The 17,002-nt window shown below is 63.0% G+C and carries 14 protein-coding genes and 1 tRNA gene; 4 read left to right on the top strand and 11 right to left on the bottom strand.

Translation table 11 applies throughout. The features are described 5' to 3' along the window. Window positions 1–53 precede the first annotated feature (53 nt). A tRNA-Ser gene (locus QQ658_RS14715) sits at window positions 54–136 on the bottom strand. A gap of 344 nt (window positions 137–480) precedes the next feature. On the opposite strand from QQ658_RS14715, the gene QQ658_RS14710 reads away from it, so the two are divergent. Both QQ658_RS14710 and argG read left to right on the top strand, forming a co-directional pair. Beyond that, a complete protein-coding gene (locus tag QQ658_RS14710) occupies window positions 481–1,449 on the top strand; it encodes an NAD(P)H-quinone oxidoreductase (RefSeq protein WP_286025586.1) in 969 nt (322 codons plus the stop codon). A gap of 355 nt (window positions 1,450–1,804) precedes the next feature. Continuing rightward, window positions 1,805–3,232, top strand: coding sequence for an argininosuccinate synthase (gene argG / locus QQ658_RS14705; RefSeq protein WP_286027130.1), 1,428 nt, complete (start codon window positions 1,805–1,807; stop codon window positions 3,230–3,232). Between the two features lie 219 nt (window positions 3,233–3,451). On the opposite strand, the gene QQ658_RS14700 is transcribed toward argG, so the two are convergent. Continuing rightward, entirely contained in the window at window positions 3,452–4,399 is a 948-nt protein-coding gene (locus QQ658_RS14700) for a 2-hydroxyacid dehydrogenase (RefSeq protein ID WP_286025585.1), read from the bottom strand. Between the two features lie 361 nt (window positions 4,400–4,760). Here QQ658_RS14700 and QQ658_RS14695 point away from each other — a divergent pair, with 361 nt between their 5' ends. Further along, window positions 4,761–5,522: an NAD-dependent protein deacylase gene (locus QQ658_RS14695; RefSeq protein ID WP_286025584.1), complete on the top strand. Its 762-nt coding sequence runs from the start codon at window positions 4,761–4,763 to the stop codon at window positions 5,520–5,522. Window positions 5,523–6,016: 494 nt separating this feature from the next. After that, window positions 6,017–6,589 (top strand): sigma factor-like helix-turn-helix DNA-binding protein, encoded by a 573-nt coding sequence (locus tag QQ658_RS14690; RefSeq protein ID WP_286025583.1) that lies wholly within the window; start codon window positions 6,017–6,019, stop codon window positions 6,587–6,589. Between the two features lie 135 nt (window positions 6,590–6,724). Here QQ658_RS14690 and QQ658_RS14685 read toward each other — a convergent pair whose 3' ends face one another. The 9 genes from QQ658_RS14685 to QQ658_RS14645 form a co-directional block, all read right to left on the bottom strand. Beyond that, a complete protein-coding gene (locus QQ658_RS14685; protein ID WP_286025582.1) occupies window positions 6,725–7,384 on the bottom strand; it encodes a PepSY domain-containing protein in 660 nt (219 codons plus the stop codon). Between the two features lie 420 nt (window positions 7,385–7,804). Beyond that, window positions 7,805–9,016: an FAD:protein FMN transferase gene (locus tag QQ658_RS14680; protein ID WP_286025581.1), complete on the bottom strand. Its 1,212-nt coding sequence runs from the start codon at window positions 9,014–9,016 to the stop codon at window positions 7,805–7,807. A gap of 203 nt (window positions 9,017–9,219) precedes the next feature. After that, window positions 9,220–9,648 (bottom strand): FMN-binding protein, encoded by a 429-nt coding sequence (locus QQ658_RS14675; RefSeq protein WP_286025580.1) that lies wholly within the window; start codon window positions 9,646–9,648, stop codon window positions 9,220–9,222. 112 nt (window positions 9,649–9,760) lie between these two features. Continuing rightward, window positions 9,761–10,513 (bottom strand): ABC transporter ATP-binding protein, encoded by a 753-nt coding sequence (locus tag QQ658_RS14670; protein WP_286025579.1) that lies wholly within the window; start codon window positions 10,511–10,513, stop codon window positions 9,761–9,763. A gap of 2 nt (window positions 10,514–10,515) precedes the next feature. Beyond that, window positions 10,516–11,646: an ABC transporter permease gene (locus QQ658_RS14665; RefSeq protein WP_286025578.1), complete on the bottom strand. Its 1,131-nt coding sequence runs from the start codon at window positions 11,644–11,646 to the stop codon at window positions 10,516–10,518. Window positions 11,647–11,650: 4 nt separating this feature from the next. Then, window positions 11,651–12,868 (bottom strand): ABC transporter permease, encoded by a 1,218-nt coding sequence (locus QQ658_RS14660; RefSeq protein ID WP_286025577.1) that lies wholly within the window; start codon window positions 12,866–12,868, stop codon window positions 11,651–11,653. 63 nt (window positions 12,869–12,931) lie between these two features. Next, window positions 12,932–14,197, bottom strand: coding sequence for a DUF2318 domain-containing protein (locus QQ658_RS14655; protein WP_286025576.1), 1,266 nt, complete (start codon window positions 14,195–14,197; stop codon window positions 12,932–12,934). Between the two features lie 19 nt (window positions 14,198–14,216). Continuing rightward, window positions 14,217–14,852 (bottom strand): iron transporter, encoded by a 636-nt coding sequence (locus tag QQ658_RS14650; RefSeq protein ID WP_286025575.1) that lies wholly within the window; start codon window positions 14,850–14,852, stop codon window positions 14,217–14,219. A gap of 13 nt (window positions 14,853–14,865) precedes the next feature. Continuing rightward, window positions 14,866–16,389, bottom strand: coding sequence for an FTR1 family iron permease (locus QQ658_RS14645; protein WP_286025574.1), 1,524 nt, complete (start codon window positions 16,387–16,389; stop codon window positions 14,866–14,868). Window positions 16,390–17,002: the final 613 nt, after the last annotated feature.

Below are 17,002 nucleotides of genomic sequence, written 5' to 3'. Positions count from 1 at the left end.
AGCCAGCAGCCTCGGAAATTCCGAGGCCCTCACCGCGAGCTCCTGCGCCGGGGCGGCGAGAGTGGGATTCGAACCCACGGAGGTTTCCCTCGGCCGCTTTCAAGGCGGCTGCACTCGTCCACTATGCGATCTCGCCCGAGGCAAGACCATGGTAGCCCACCGTCCGTGGCCCGCGGTCCCCGGGCGAATGAGGACGCCGTGCCAAACCTTCCGCGATCCGCGGCACGCATCGGCGTGCCGCAACTGAAGAACGCCATACCGCGCCAAGTGCGGAAGGTTTCGCATGCACGGATCGTCTCCGGGTCCTCGTGCCGACGACGAAGTTGCCAGCGGCTCTGGTGAACCTCGGAGGAGTGAAGCCCTGACAGATGAGGTGCTCGACCACCGAAACGCTATGCAGCGATGATTCTTGGAAGGCTCAGAGAACTGGAACAATACGCATCAGTGGCCCCGACACATAAGGAATGGCAGGCTGGATACATGCATGCGATCACTCTCGAGGGTTTCGGTGGGCCGGAAAAGATGCGTTGGACGCAATTACCCGATCTCGAGCCCGGCCCGGGGCAAGTACGAATTCGAACCGTCGCGGTCGGCGTCAACCGAGCCGACCTGTTACAGCGGCAGGGCTATTACCCACCGCCCACCGGCGCGTCCGAGATTCTCGGGCTCGAGTGCTCGGGTGTCATCGACGCGATCGGCGAGGGCGTCTCCGGCTGGCAGATCGGCGACGAGGTCGTCGCACTGCTCGAAGGCGGCGGCTACGCCGAGCAGGTCGTGGTCGCGGCCGGTCAGGTGATCAAACCACCCGAGGGCATCGACCTGGTGAGCGCGGCCGGAGTCATCGAGGTCGCCGCGACCGTGCTGTCGAACCTCGACCTCGTCCATCTTCAGAAGGACGAATGGTTCCTGGTGCACGGCGGCGCCGGAGGTATCGGCACGTTCGCCATCCAGTACGCCAGGGCACTGGGCGCGCACGTTGCCACAACCGCGTCCGCGGCCAAGCTCGATCATTGCCGCCAGCTCGGCGCGGAGATCGTCATCGACTACGCGGACGACTGGCTGACCCAGCTGATGATGGCCACCGAGGATCGCGGTGTCGATGTGATTCTCGACATCATCGGAGCCAAGTATCTCGCCGACAACGTGGCCGCGCTTCGCGATGACGGACGACTGGTCATCATCGGCATGCAGAAGGGCACCAAGGGCGAGTTGAACATCCAGAAGCTGCTGAACAAGCGCGGCACCATCGCCGCCACCAGCCTGCGGCAGCGTCCGACCGAGCAGAAGGCCGAGATCTGCCGCCAGGTCGAAGAACGCGTCTGGCCGCTGATTGCCTCGGGTCAGATCAAGCTTGCGCCCGAGACCCGGGTGAGCCTGCAGGAGGCGGCCGAGGCGCACCAGCTGTTGGCGTCCGGCGATGTCATCGGCAAGGTCATCTTGACGGTTTGAGCGGCGGCAACCAGGTCAACGGGCAACCCACACAGACCTGAGCCGGACGGCCTGGTTGCCGGACAAGCGATCCTATCTTTCGCTGTTCTCGGATCGCGGCGGCAACCAGGTCAACGGGCAACCCACACAGACCTGAGCCGGACGGCCTGGCTGCCGGACAAGCGATCCTATCTTTCGCTGTTCTCGGATCGCGGCGGCAACCAGGCCGGCAGGCGACCCGAACAGCGACCCGACGTAGGGCCGATACCCGAACAGCGGTGACGCAAGCCACCGGCATAGTTATTCGTTCGCTCGAATAGTCTTGTTACTTCACTCGGTGAATCTCGGCTTTCAAATGGCATAACTTTCAGTTATTCTGGTGAATGTGTCCAAGGTTCTGACTTCACTTCCGGCCGGCGAACGCGTCGGCATCGCCTTCTCGGGAGGCCTCGATACCTCCGTCGCCGTCGCATGGATGCGCGAGAAGGGCGCTATCCCGTGCACCTACACCGCGAACATCGGCCAGTATGACGAGCCCGATATCGACTCGGTGCCGGGCCGCGCACTGGCGTATGGCTCCGAGATTTCGCGGCTGGTCGACTGCCGGGCGTCCCTGGTCGAGCAGGGACTGGTCGCGCTGCAATGTGACGCGTTCCACATCACTTCTGCCGGCAAGCCCTACTTCAACACCACTCCGATCGGACGCGCGGTCACCGGCACCATGCTGGTGCAGGCGATGGCTCAGGACGATGTCTCGATCTGGGGCGATGGGTCGACCTACAAGGGCAACGACATCGAACGGTTCTACCGTTATGGCCTGATGGCGAACCCGCAGCTGCGCATCTACAAGCCGTGGTTGGACGCCGACTTCGTCTCCGAGCTCGGTGGGCGCGACGAGATGAGCCAGTGGCTCACCGAGCGCAAGCTGCCCTACCGCGACTCGAAGGAGAAGGCCTACTCCACCGACGCCAACATCTGGGGCGCCACTCACGAGGCCAAGACCCTGGAGAGCCTGGACGTTTCACTGGAGTCGGTCGAGCCGATCATGGGCGTCAAGTTCTGGGATCCTGCTGTCGAAATCGATCCTGAGGTGATCACCGTCGCCTTCGAGCAGGGCTACCCGGTGTCCATCAACGGCGAGCGCTTCGACGATCGGGTGGCGCTGGTCATGAAGGCCAATGAGATCGGTGGACGCCACGGTCTGGGCATGAGCGACCAGATCGAGAATCGCATCATCGAGGCCAAGAGCCGCGGCATCTACGAAGCACCCGGCATGGCGCTGCTGTATATCTGCTACGAGCGGCTGCTGAACGCGGTCCACAACGAGGACACCCTCGCCAACTATCACAATGAGGGACGCCGGCTCGGGCGGCTGCTCTACGAGGGCCGCTGGTTCGACCCGCAGTCGCTGATGATCCGCGAATCGCTACAGCGCTGGGTCGCTTCGGTGGTGACCGGCGAGGTCACGTTGAAGCTGCGCCGCGGCGACGACTACACGATTCTTGCGACCGACGGCCCGAACTTCAGCTACCAGCCCGAACGTCTGTCGATGGAGCGCGTTGAGGATGCGGCGTTCGGCCCGCTGGACCGGATCGGTCAGTTGACCATGCGCAACCTCGACATCACCGATTCGCGCGGCATGCTGGAGCAGTACGTGCAGCAGGGCCAACTGGTCGGTGGCGACACCCAGGACCTCATCGGGCAGTTGGAGACCGGGGCGGCTCACAAGATTTCGGACGCCCGCCCGACCTCGGACGAAGAGGCCGCGCTCGACCGCGCCGCCATGGAGTTCGGCGTCGACTAATCGGGCGTCTGCCCACTACACCGGGATTGTGTAGATCTGGCGCCCGACACAGGCGCTGCGTCTACACAATCGGCGAGGTGGCTGATAACGCAAACAGTGCGGGGCTCTCGGGTTTTCCCGGGAGACCCGCACTGTCGTCTGCCCAGGATCGTGTAGATCTGGCGCCCGTCAGGGCCGGTCAACCTACACGATCATTCGCCGAAGGTGGCGCGGGCGAGTTCAGATGACAGCGGTCGGCAGTTCCTGGCCGGCGAAATGCGCGGTCAGATTGTCGCGCATCAGCTGGCCCATCGCCTTGCGGGTCTCGATGGTTCCGGACGCCTGGTGTGGCTGCAGCAACACATTGTCCAGGGCGACGAAGCGCGGGTTGATGTTCGGCTCGCCGTCGAAGACGTCCAGGCCGGCGGAGCCGAGCTTGCCGGATTCGAGGGCGTCGAGCAAAGCCTCCTCGTCCACATTGGACGCGCGGGAGACGTTGATCAGGATCCCGTCGGGGCCGACCGCCTCGATGACTTCCTTGTTGACGATGTGCCGGGTCTCGGCCGATGCCGACAGCGTCACAAAGAAGAAATCCGAACGCAGCGCCAGTGCGACCGGGTCGGCGATGAACTCCCAGTCGGGGGCGTAATCCTTGGCCGAGATGTCGCTGTAGGCGATCTCCATGTTGAACGCGGCGAGCCGCTTGGCCACCTCGAAACCGATGCGTCCGAGCCCGAGCACGCCGGCCCGCTTGCCGGTCACCTTGTGCTGCAGCGGGTACAGACCTTCGGAGGCCCACTTGCCGCTGCGGGCCCAGGCCTCGCCGCCCACCACGCCGCGCGAGACGGCGAGCGCCAGCGCGACTCCGAGATCGGCGACGTCATCGGTCAGCACGCCAGGGGTGTTGGTGACCCGGATGCCACGCGCCTTGGCGGCGTCCAGATCGACGGCATCGTATCCGACACCGTTGATCGCGATGATCTCCAGCTTCGGCAGTGCGGCGATCAGTTCGGCGTCCGCCCCGAGCTCTCCGCGGGTCGCGATGGCGCGGATATTCGGGCCGACCTCGGCCAGCAGCGCGGCCTTGTCGTCCGCCTCAAAGTACTTGTGCACCACATACGACTCGTCCAGCGCTGCCTGGTCCCATTCCGGGTAGGGGCCGATCTGCAGGAGTTCGGGTTTGCTCATTGATCCTCCGAAGGCTAAGACGCCGAAGCCGGCAGGGCTTCCCTGTCGGCGCTGGCGGTAAGGCTGAAACGTCCGCCCCCAAACTTATCCTGCGGCTGCGCCGCATGTCATCGGTGTTGGCGTCACTTGCCAGTGGCCCGTGAAGCCAGAGGTGTGCTGCCGGCACATGCCAAAACTGGATACATCGAGCGGCTTTACGGCAGCTGAATGGCCATTCAGAGCGCAAATGGCGCAATAGGCCTGCATCGCTCACCGCCGTCATGAAACATCTACCTTGCTGCCATCGTCCGCCCATGCATCACAGAGACCCGGGGGCTTGTTCTTCCTGCGCCTACTGATTGATACGGACTAGGTTCGAAGTGTGACACGCACTATCAATGATCCGCTCGATACCCTCACCAGCTGGCTTGCCGGCTCCCGCTCGACCGTCTTCTTCGGAGGTGCCGGAGTTTCGACGGCTTCTGGTATCCCTGATTTTCGTTCGGCGGCCGGCCTGTACGCCACCCAGCGGGGTGACGGACGCTCCCCCGAGTACATGCTGAGTCACGAGTGTCTGGTTGACGAGCCGGAGGAGTTCTTCAAATTCCATCGCACCAATCTTGTGCACCCCGACGCCAAACCCAATCGCGCCCACACCGCGCTGGCCGAACTCGAGAAGGCAGGTCGTCTCGCGGCGGTGATCACCCAAAACATCGACGGGCTGCACCAGATGGCGGGCTCCAAGACCGTCTATGAACTACACGGATCGGTTGAACGCAACTATTGCATGGGCGCCGCCCACCATTTCTATCCGCTCGACGAGATTCCGGACGAGCCGGTCGTCCCCATCTGCCCGAAGTGCGGGGCCATCGTCCGGCCGGATGTCGTGCTCTACGGCGAGATGCTCGACCCTGCGACCATCGACGCGTCCATTGAGGCGATCGAGCGAGCCGACGTGTTGATCGTCGGCGGAACGTCGCTCAACGTCTACCCCGCCGCTGGTCTGCTGCAGTACTACCGCGGACGCAAACTCGCGCTCATCAACCTGTCGACAACCCCGATGGATTCGCGTGCCGATCTGGTCATCGCCGACCGAGTGGACGAAGTGCTCGGCGAGGTATGCGATCGCGTGCTGCAAAGCTGACTCGTGGCGCACGCCACCGCGCTAGCCGCCTCTGGCTAGCACCGACAGCCGGTATTTCACGTGATTGAGAGCCCCGCCGCAGGGTTCTGAGTTGGCCGGTCGTGTTGACGTCGCCGTGGCCATAGAGGTCGATGACGGCCTGATCTTGCTGCAGGTCCTGAACCGGCCGGTTGTGTTGCCGGACCACCCAAGACAGGTGCCAAAGCCAGATGATCCGCGGACGGAGATGCCGACGAACACCTTGCCCAGGCCAAAGCGAGCTCACTGCCCCTGACCCTCACTCCGGTTAGGGTTTACCCCTAGGAGGCTCGCATGAGCGTCCCTTCTGCTGTGCTACTCACCACTGAGTACTCATACCTAGCGCATGGCGTGTACTTAGCCTTACCCCTGAAACCAGTAGTCAGACGCTATCGACAAGATAGTCATCGCTGAAACTCTAGATACATCGCGAAACCGCCGGTGAACACTCCGGTGCGATGAAGAAGGAGACAGAGATGACGACCATGACTATTACCGACGACCTGCTTGCTTGCGTCGAGAACGATGACGTGTTCCAGGACACGCTGCTGGAGGAGCCGGCAACGGTTCAGACCACCACAGATCGCCGCCGTCAGCAGATTCTGCTGAACCGAGCCGAGAGCCTCTGCCTCGATTGCCCGCTGATGATCAACTGTCTCTACCGCGCCGTCGTCCAGTATGATGTCGCCGGTTTCTGCGCCGGCACCACGGCTCGGCAGCGTCAGGAAATGCGCAAAATCTTGGGCATCCACGTCGAGCCGGAGAACCTCGACAGCTTCGCCGGCGCCAGCTCCACGCACCAGATCGATCACGACGAGGTCTTGCGGTTGCGCCGCTCAGACCCCACCGCATCACTCGAATCCATCGCTCAGCAGCTCGGCTGCTCGCTTTCGACCGTGAAGCGCCACCTGCGCAAGGCCCGTCGCGGTGAGCAGGTCGGACGCCCCAAGGTCAGCGTCGTCCCGCCGAGCGTCGAACAGGTCCTCGACGCTTACCGGATGGTCGTCGCTCGCGGACGCGCCCAGCAGCCCGTGCGCAAGGCGGCCTGACGGACACCGCGCACGTGACGGATAGGGCGCTTCACACCGGCCGACCACCCGATCGTACAGCCAATCATTCGCCGCCCGGATCAGCAGATCAGCTGATCCGGGCGGTTTCACGTGTCCAGCTTGCCGCTGGGCGAATCATCCCTCGACGACGACCGCTCCGGTCTCCACATTCACGCTCACTTCGACCTCGCGGCCGTTGTCTGCGCCGATGTCGAACTCATAGGTCGTCATTCCGTCGTCCCATTCGAGCTTCCAGCCGCTGATCGGTCCGTCGACCTCCGCGGTGGCGAGGTCCTGTGCCTGTTGCAGCGTCATAGGAGTATTGAGGTCGACCTGCTGCTCCTGATCGCTCGTCTGCTCCTGCTCGTGGTTCACGACCTCCGCCGAGTCGGCGTTGATCTCCACCTCGTGATCGACGCCATCGACCAGAATCTGAATATCCCACTCCCAGATTCCTCTGGATTCGGAGTAGTCGATCTCGATCTGATGCACGATCTGATCCGCGCCGGCCTGCTCGGTGGCGATCTGCACGGCGTCCTCGGGCGCGACGGCGAAGGTGACCTCGCGCAGATCGGCGTCTGCCTGGGTGATCGAGGCGTCCATTTCAGGGGCAGGCATGGAGGTCTGGTCGGACGGGGTGTTTGCGCCGGATGCGTCCGAGGCGCTCATCTCGGTGCTCGGTGAGGTTCGGTCCGAACCATCGCTGCTGCAGCCCGCCAGGCCGAGCGCAAGCACCGCCGCCACGATCGCTGCTGTTCGTGCCTGTCGCCATCCGCGTGCGTCAGCCATATCCATCGTTGCTCCTCTCAAGTTCCGCGCGTCGAGGCGGACGAAATCACGTCCCGTGCCCCAGCTAGGTTCGCCAGATCAATTGGGACGCGATAAGGGCATTCGTCCCTTTTCGCTTGGAGATCGGGCGGATAGATCGGCCACCGTGGTCAATCCCCCGCACGGTCTCTTGCCTCATTCGCTTTCATCCATCAAAGCACGGAACTCGGCCAAGCCTTAATGGATTCGGGCTTGAGGACGTCGGTGACTCCGGGCGGGAAGGGGCACCTCAACCTGCCCGGCGCCCTTCTCCGCCGGCCGCCGACGGCTCCGGGCGCGCAAGAGCAGCTACTTGGTTTCTGGGGGTCGGCCCAGCCACGCCGGGCCCTCATCTCAATGTCGTCGCAGCTACTTCGTTTCTGGGGGTTGGCCGGTTCGTCGCTCCGGTCAGTATGCAGCTTTCCGCTGGGCCTTCAGCCACTCCTGGACGCCCGAGCTCGCCTTGAGGAGAAGGCGCGGACTGGCAAGGACGCGTCCATCAAGGGTCATGAAGATCGTGTCGAACTCCGGATGCGCCTGATCGAGCAGCAGTGCAGCGTCCAGTCCCATGGCCAGATAGGCGGACGAGTATGCCTCGCAGGCCATCCCATCAGCGCCGCACACCACCACGCCGGCCAGATCCGTCACTGCGGGCGAGCCTATTGCCGGGTCGAGCAGGTGACTGCGCTGGCGTCCGGCGCGGATACGGCTGCCCGGATCTGCCGAAACCGAGAGCGATCCGGACGTCAGCTCAAGCGTTCCGAAGTTCTCCCAGCCTTGCCAGGGGCTCGCCAGTCCAACCTTCGCCGGTGTACCGGCTATCGCCATGGAGGAACCGCCCAGCGAGATCAGCACATCGGTGGCGCCGAGCGACACTGCCAGATCGCGTAGCTGGTCGGCCGCGTACCCTTTGGCGATCGCACCGAGGTCGATGGAGAATCCTGTCGATCTTGAGGACGTGCCGCCTGCATCACCGCCTTCCGCCGATTTGGACGCCTGCCGCGGCATCGCGGCAACCATCGGCTTTTGACGTCGGCCACCTGCGACCCCTCCATTAAGGATTCGGGCAGGGCCTCTTGCCACCGATTTTCCTTGAGCTGCTTGATCGATGCGAGACCCATGCTCGTCGGCCGGATGGCTATCGGAGAACCCTCCGGCCACCCGCGCCAAATTGCCGTGGACTTCGATACGGCCATCGGCCGGGCACGCATCAGGTACCGCGGCCAGAAAGCCTGTGGCCAACTGCTCCCACGCACGCACCTGATCGCCGAGCAGCGGATTGAACCAACCGTCCGTTTCTGTCTGCAGCCGGGACGCGGCGCGCAGCACAGTGGCGGTGTCTTCGGAGACCGAGCACCAGTTGCCGGACGAAGGATCCCGGCTATCCGGTGCAGTGCATGATGGCGAACTCGGGTCTGGTGCGGGCAGAGGCGGCGGCTTGCTGTGAGAAGCCAGCCGCGAGATCTCCGAGTCGTCCCGGAACCTGGTCAGCTTGTGCTCGATCTCGTCGGCGCGGGCCGCCAGCAGATGCCCGATGTCCAGCCCGGGCGGTGACCAGGACGCATACCCGAGAGTGCCCATCGTCCGAAATGTGAAGGACGCGCCCGGCCGGCTAGACATGGTGGCCCAGGCGGAGACGGCGGCCATCTGCGGCGACGCGACCTGCTAGAGACATCAGGGCATCACCTGGTGGCCAGCCGCGGCCGAAATCTACTCCCGCGCCAGGTATCTCGGGCGCGGCTGCAGATTTGGGGCGCGGGAACCAGTCTCGGCCAACACGGATTCCGGGATGACCGCAACAGACTTGCCTATCCGCGCGGTCTCTAAGCGTCCGCATTGGCGATGGCGTCATCGATGGCGGCGCGGAACAGCCGGTACGACAACGATGCTCCGGCGATCGACTCCACCTGCTCCTGGTCGCCGGTCTCCTCAAACTCGCTCACGTAGTTCTTTTCGGCAGCGATGGCGTTCTGGGCGCGCTGATAGAACTGCTCGTCGGCCGGAGTGCCGTCAGATCCGAGACCGTAGTTCTCGTCATGCGCGGTGCCGTCGGCGTCGTAGACGACGAAGCTGGCCGCGCTCACCGCGCCGCTCGACACGGTGAAGTTCACCACGCCGTAGGAGCCGTCGGATTCGGCCTCGGTTTGCCCGGAGTAGTCGCCGTCGGGCAGCGTGTTCGCCGCAGGGGATGTTCCGCCGCCGCAGCCGCTCAACACGATCGTCCCGATCAGCCCGGCGAGTGCCAGCCCCATCTTGGCAGGGCGAGCGTAGGCCGCAGAACGCGAGCTTATTAGTTCAAGTGAGCGACGGCGGCCACGACCGCCTGTCGATTCGCTAATGGCCTCGGATGCCGTGGTCTCGCGCTCATGCATCATGGCTGGTCACCGGCTTTCCTTTGGTGGGTGTGCTCGCCACATCGGTCACCTCGCGGGCGATGCGTCCATGCTCGAGAATGATCTGGCGCTGGCCTTGCGCAGCCACCTCGGCATCGTGGGTGACCACGATCAGCGTCGTCCCCGCCTCGTGGAGCTGGTGGAAGAAATCGATGACGATCTGCTCGTTGGCCTCGTCCAGGTTTCCGGTCGGCTCATCGGCCAAGATCACGTCCGGATGGTTGATCAGCGCCCGGGCGACGCAGACGCGCTGCTGCTCGCCCCCCGACAGTTCTCGTGGCAGGTGAGTGGCGCGATCGGCCATGCCGACCCGCTTTAGCGCATCCAGCGCCTCCTGCTCGTCCGGCAGCGAGTGGTAGTACTGAGCGAGCATCACGTTCTCGACGGCGGTCAGGTGCTGGACGAGATGGAACTGCTGAAAGACCAGCCCGATCTTGTTACGCCTGACGTTCGCCAGTTCTGGCTCGCCCATCTTGTCGAGCCGGTCACCTTCGAGCAGGACGATGCCGTCGGTCGGGCTATCCATGCAGCCGAGGATGTTCATCAGTGTGGATTTGCCCGAACCGGACGGCCCGACGATCGACAGCCACTCACCGGCGCGGATATCGAGGCTGACATTGTCGAGAGCGGCCAAATCGCCGTAACGGCGGCTGACTCCTTGCACCGAGTAGATGATCTTTTCGCCAGGCCCTGAATTGGCCTGTGCGGTCGCGGTCTGGGTCATTGTTATTCTCCACCTAACACATCGACGGGGTTGATTCGTGAAATCCGGCGGGCCGGCAGCAAGCTGCCCACCAGCGCGATGATCACCGAGAAGACCAAGGTGATCGGCACAACCCACCAGTTGACGTCCAATTGAATGGCGAATGCCTTCATCGAAACGAAATTGGCGATCCAAATGCCTGCCGCCACACCCATGGCACCGCCGAACAATCCCAGCAATATCGACTCACCGATGAATTCGCCCATGATGTCTCTCGGCACCGCTCCGAGCGCCTTTTTCAATCCGATCTCACGGGCGCGTTCAGAAACCACCGCATTCAACGTCGCCGTAATCGCGATCAGCGTCAGAAGGCAGATAATGACGCTGACAATCCAGATCAGTGTTTGCAGGGTCTGGGCGATGCCGGTCTCGGTCTGGCTGATCCTGCGCACGACTTCGGCTTCCATGCCCGAATCGGAATCATTGATATTGCCCACCAGAGCATTCAGCTTCGCCTGATCGCCGTCGATCGAATATTCGATGATGTTGAATTCGCCTGTTCCGCCGGTGAATTCGGCAAGAGTATCCAGATTCATCACGATCAGATCGTCTTCGGCGCCTCCGGTGCGCAAGATGCCCGAGACGGTCAGCTGCTTGGCGGTGCCGTTCTCGGTGGTCGGCTCGGTCAGGCCGACCTGCTCCCCGACCTCGAACCGGTAGGTTTCGGCAACACTCTCGCCCACCAGTATCTGGTCGGCACCTGCGGGCAACTCCCCGTCCACCTGCCAGTACGGACGCACGGCCAGAGCGTCGTCCGGCATGGTGCCCATCACGGTCAACGCCTGCTGGTTGTACAGCAGATTCGTGTACTGGTAGGGCGCACGGTTCAGCGCAGCACCAGCGAGGAGTTCATCTGCCGTAGCCAACTGTCCATTGGTCAGCCCATCCGAGCCGTCAGGGGTGACCACGAAGTTGGCGCCGTAGGACCGCAATTCCTTGGTCATCTGCGCGGGCACGGTGTAGGCGACCAGCCCGAGCCCCGACAAGGTTGCAGCACCCACGGCGATCGACAGCGACGCGATGATCACCCTCGACAGCCGGTGCCAGAACGACTGGGTGATCATCCGCAGGTACATCGTGCGATGGCTGTTCATCCGATCACCTCCCGTGCAGCACCTGGGCGGGCTGCAGCTTCAGCAGATATCTCATTGAGGGCAGGCATCCGATCACCACGGTCGCCAAGATGACCAGTGCCATCAGCGGCGCAACCATCGGCCGGATGGTGATCGCCGAGCCGAAGACCAGTTGGCCGATCAGTTGAGACAATCCGATACCCACGCCGAACCCGGCGAGCCCACCGATCAACGCCACGATGAACGTCTCGGTGAGGATTGTCAGCACGATCGATTTGTTGCGGGCACCGAGCGCTTTCATCAAACCGACTTCCTTCGACCGCTCCATCACCGAGGCCGTGACCAGATTCGCGATGCCCAAAGCGGCGGCAACCATCGCGAAGATCGCGACAACCGACATGATCAGTTGGGTCTTGCCCAAGATGACGCCTTCGGTGTCGGCCACCTGCCGCACCGGCTTGGCCGCCGCGTTGCTCATCGCCTCTTCGATCTGGTAGGCGATCGAGCTCACATAGGCGGTGCAGTACCAGGTCTCCCAATCGTTGATCGACAAGGTCGATGGGTCGCGGGCCGCACGCTCGGCCAGTTCGTTGTCGGGGGTGGTGATGGCGCGCACCTCTACGCGTCCGACCTCACCCGGACGAGCGGATAGCTGCTGGGCGAGCGCCAATGGCGCGAAAAGCTGCTTGTCCTCGTCCGAACCGGAGCTGAAGACCCCACTGACGGTCAGCTCGGTGTCGCCGGCCTCGGTTGACACGGTGATCTGGTCGCCAGGAGCCCAGCCGTGTTCGGACGCGAGCCTGCTGCCGACCATCACCTGATCGCTGCTGCCCGGCTCAGGCCACGACCCGGTGACCTCCCACCAGTCCCGCAGATTCTCGATGCCGGTGTTGACCTCTTCACCTGTCGGGGTGGTCATGGTCTGGTCAAACCAGGTGCCGACGACCGGAATCTCGGCACCGTCAGCGGTGGCATCGACGTCCAGGAAGGGCGCGAAATCCTCGATGTTGTGCGCCCAGAAAATGGTCTTGAGATTCGGCAGCTCGTCTTCACGCAATGCCCCGGCGTTTGCAGAGGTATCGACATCGTACATATCCGAGACGATCGAGGCCCCTTGCGGAAGAACCTGGATATTCGCTCCGAAAGAGCCGAGTTCGGCCTGTACCTTGTCGCTGACATCGAGCATGACCGCGAACATCGATGTGGTCAGCGACGAACCAAGCAGAATAGTGAGCGCGATCATCAGGCGCTTACTCAATTGCCGGCGAAGAGCTCGTCCGATCATTCTCCAAAAGAACATGTGGGCCTACTTCTTGAATACCGAGGCGTGGCTTTCGAGCTCGGCCACCGAGAAACTCAGTTTGTCGGCCGACACTTCGTAAGCGATCGGAATGGGATTGCAACCACCTTCGAATCCGATGGTCAAAATGTTCATCATGACACCGCACCGGGCACAAATCACCTTGCCCTTATCTTCGTAATAGCCGGAATCACCGCAGATTTCGCATGCATCCAAGCCCGTCCCGAAGGCGGTCTCATTCTTCTTGATAACGATGAAGCGCACCTCGGTGCTATCGGACGCCTGGTAGGCGAACCGGTGCAGATGGCCATCGCTGACCAGCTCGCGGGAGACCGTGACGTAGTCTCCCTCGACCACGGATTTCTCGATGGGCGACAGCTCGGGCACGTAGTCGGCGCGGCGTTTGCCCTCGGTCAGTGTCGCCACGAAGACAGCCGAGCCGACGACCGAAAGGGTGAGGAATTTGCGGCGCGAGATCTGGCCGGCCCTGCGCAGTCTGGCCTGAGCAGGGTTCGCGGTCGTGCCGCGAGGATGCGTCCACAGCGCGACGATGCCGGGCACCGCGATCAGGATGGCCAGCCACAGTTGAGTGGTGGCCTCGTGTGCCTGGATCCACAGCACCCAGTCGAAGATCAGGCTGGATTTCGGCACCATCCGGCGGGTTGCGAATTGCTGGTAGAGCAGCACCATCCGCGGCCCGATCATCGCGAGGAAAACAACCGAGGTGATGGCTGTGCGCACGAACCAGGGCACCCGGGCGGCCGAGACCACATAGCCCCAGGAGGCGATGATCACCAGCAGTGTGCCCAGCGCGTATCCGGCGAGCCTGAGCAGGCTCTCGGTCTCGGTGATGGTGGAGCCCATGGGAGTGACCGCGTTGACATTGAAGAAGTACGTGAAGCCGTAGAAGACCGTGGTGGCCAACAGAGCGGCCAGCGCTGTCACGGTGAGGAAGCGGTGCTTGCTGGTCTGAGTGATGTCGTGTAGGTCGCGATCCCCGAAGATCCAGACCGCGATCAGGAAGACGACGACCGCTGCGAAGGTGATCGGCCCGGCGATGGAGTTGAAGGTCGGCACATCGATCTTCGTCGAGTTGAGCCGCAGCCAGGCGATGGCTGCCGCGCTCGCGAGCCCGACGAGCGCAACCGCCCAGGTGATACGCGCGAGTGTGCGGCGTTCCCTGGGCGAATGCGCCCTGCTCGCCAGCAAGATGGCGATGGCCAGGCATAGCGGTAGCGCACTTTGAACCGATGAGACGAATAGTTGCAACATGATCTGGCGCTCGATCAGATCAGATGAGCTGGCCGTCCCATTGCCAGTTCTCGAACTCGAAGGTGAGCGGGTCGGTCCAGAAGCGTCCGGAGACACCCGAGGAGTCCTTGCCGGTGTGCAGCATGAAGTCATCGGCCGGAGACGGAACGGTCACGGTCACGTTGTAGTTGCCGGGCTCCAGCGAGATGTTGTTGCCGTAGTGCGGGCCGTCGGAGGCGATCATCGGCATCATGGTGCCCAGATCGATGTCTTCATCGGTGTCGGTGTTGTGTGCGACCACGTCGATCTGCAGGTAGGGCAAGAACTGGTCGGCCTCGTAGCCCCACTCGGTGGCCTTCTCATTGGTGGCCACGTCGATTTCGAAGTGCATATCCGATTCGGAGGCGGCGGGCATCGCCATCGAGCCGTGCTCCAGATCGACTGCCTGGAAGTAGACGAGGTCGACGGTCAGGGCGTCATTGGTCTGCGGGCCGGAGTCGCCGACGGGCAGTTCGTTGATGCCGACGGTGTCCTTGGTCTCCTCGGCCGTGGCACCGGCTTCGGTGGTGGCTGTGGAGTCGCTGGTCGATTCGGCGGTCTCGGATCCGCTGCCGCATGCGGCCAGCGAGAGGGCCAGGCCGATCGCAGCGATCAGGGCAAGAGGCTTTTTGGTCACCTTCTGTTTCCTTTCATTTTTCTGCTTGGGCAGGGGCGGCGTTGGTCACGGCCTGCTGCCTTTCTGACTTGGCTTTCCGGTATTGGAGGACGCCAAGAGTCACCAAGATGGCGATGATGATGAGCTGGGTGAGGAGGGTTTCCACTGTCGGATACAGCCCGAGTACGGTGACCTGCGGGACGCCGTCGAGTCCGTGCGCGGAGACGAGTGCCGCGTCCTGGAATTCCTTGACCGCGCCACCGGCGATGGTGACGGCCAGGATGCCCAGCAGGATCGACGTCCACTTGAAGAACTGCTTCATCGGTAGCCGAACGCCGAACACCCAAACCAGAGTGAACAAGACCGCCAGCAGCACCACGGCTGCGCCGACGCCCATCCAGATCTTGGCGTGGTCCGCGCCGGTCTTCGCGCCGGCCATGATCGGGCTGAAGAAGAGGATGGTCTCGGCGCCCTCACGCAGCACGGCGAGGAACGCTACCGAAGCCAGCGCGAAGACGCCGCCGGTGGCCGTGCCCTTTCCTGCGGTGCGCGCGATGTATTCGTCCCACTTCTTGCCGCTGGACTTCGACAAGATCCAGTTCGATACCCAGATCAGCATTGCAACGGCCAGCACGCCGGTGATGCCTTCGAGTAGTTCTTGGCCCTGGCCGGTCGCGGCAGAACTGGTCAGCTTGCTGAACAAAAAGGCGAGAGCGATGGAGACCGCGAGCGCGGCGACGACACCGACGATGATGCCGAAGCGCTGATCTTTGCGTCCGGCTTTCATCGCGTAGGTCATCACGGCGGCGACCACCAGCAACGCTTCGGCGCCCTCGCGCAACAACACCAGGAAGGACGCGACGAAGCCGCTCCAGCCGAGTTCGGCCGTCGAGGTGAGCTGGTCGAGTTTGGTGGCGTCCTCGGTGATCTTGGACGCCAGGTCGTCGGCCTTCTGGTTGTATTCGTCGACCGATACCGAGCCATCCTTGGCGGATTGGCGTAGCTGACCGAACATGGACTCGAGCTCTGAAACCCTGGCTTGGCCGAGGTACGAGATGGTCGCCTTCTCCAGGCCATCTGCCTCGTAGTGGGCGAGATAGGCGTCCTTGGCGGCATTGGCCGCGGCATCATGGTCGCCCGACTGGTAGGCCTGCTTGGCCTCATCGAGCTTGGCGACGACGCGCTCGCCGACGCGCGTCCATTGGTCGTTGAGCTCGGGGGTGGCGATCAGCTCGGTGATGTCGTCGCGCAGTAGCTGGGCGGTGTCGGCAACTGCCTGATCGACGTCTGCCTGGGCGGCGGCATCGCGCGTCAGGTCGCGGATGGATAGCAGCTGGGTGACGAACGCATCGGCGCGCTCGTCACCGAGACGGTGGTTGATCTGAGCTTCAAGGCCGGAGACCTGATAGATCTCGTAATAGGCCTGCCGAATCGATTGCTCGACGCCTTCTTGGTCGGCGTTCGCATACTGATCGGGGATCTGCTCGATGACGGCGATCATCTGCTCGCCGACGCTGGTCCAGTCCTTTTCGTCGGCCTGGGCGGGCGCACTCATCATCAGGGGAAAGATCGCGCCGAGGCAGAAGATCAGCAACAGCGCACGGACCCAGCGCGAGCCCGCCGGCGAGCGTCGCGCGGCAGACGCGCATCCCTGGACCCGGGGTACGGGGAATGCCGGCCAAGACTGTGTGACTGCAGTGTTCACGTCGTGTATCTCTGATCCTCGATTTATAAAGCTAGATCAGGATAGCCTTAGCTATTCTCGAAGTGAACAGCGACCCCCTCTTGACTTTTCAGTCCTCCGATAGATTGTGGTTTGACAAGGAATAACATCTAGCCCGATTGCCTGGATCGGCGAGATCGTTGAGGTCACCTGTTCGCGCACCGCTGAACCTCACGCGCGCGGCCAACCCTAGTGCCCACTCGTCCCGAGGACGATTTGCGGTGCGGCATGTAGTCCGGACAGAGCCCCTGATCTAGCCTTCGTCCTCTTTGATTCGGTCGTCACGTTGCCGGTGCAACGTGAGGAGCATCCGCAATTGGGCGGGAGCGATCAGGCGGGGCCTAGCGCCATCGAAAGCCGCAAGCCGAGCAACCTCTGAACTCTGCTAACGCATCGGATGCCACGCCACATTCATTCCGTCGCTGGATCGTCGGTATCCAGCAGCGCC

Source organism: Propionimicrobium sp. PCR01-08-3, assembly GCF_030286045.1.
Lineage (GTDB): Bacteria > Actinomycetota > Actinomycetes > Propionibacteriales > Propionibacteriaceae > Brooklawnia.
The sequence above is the reverse complement of the archived record's forward strand: the minus strand, read 5'-3'. Positions and strand labels throughout refer to the sequence as shown.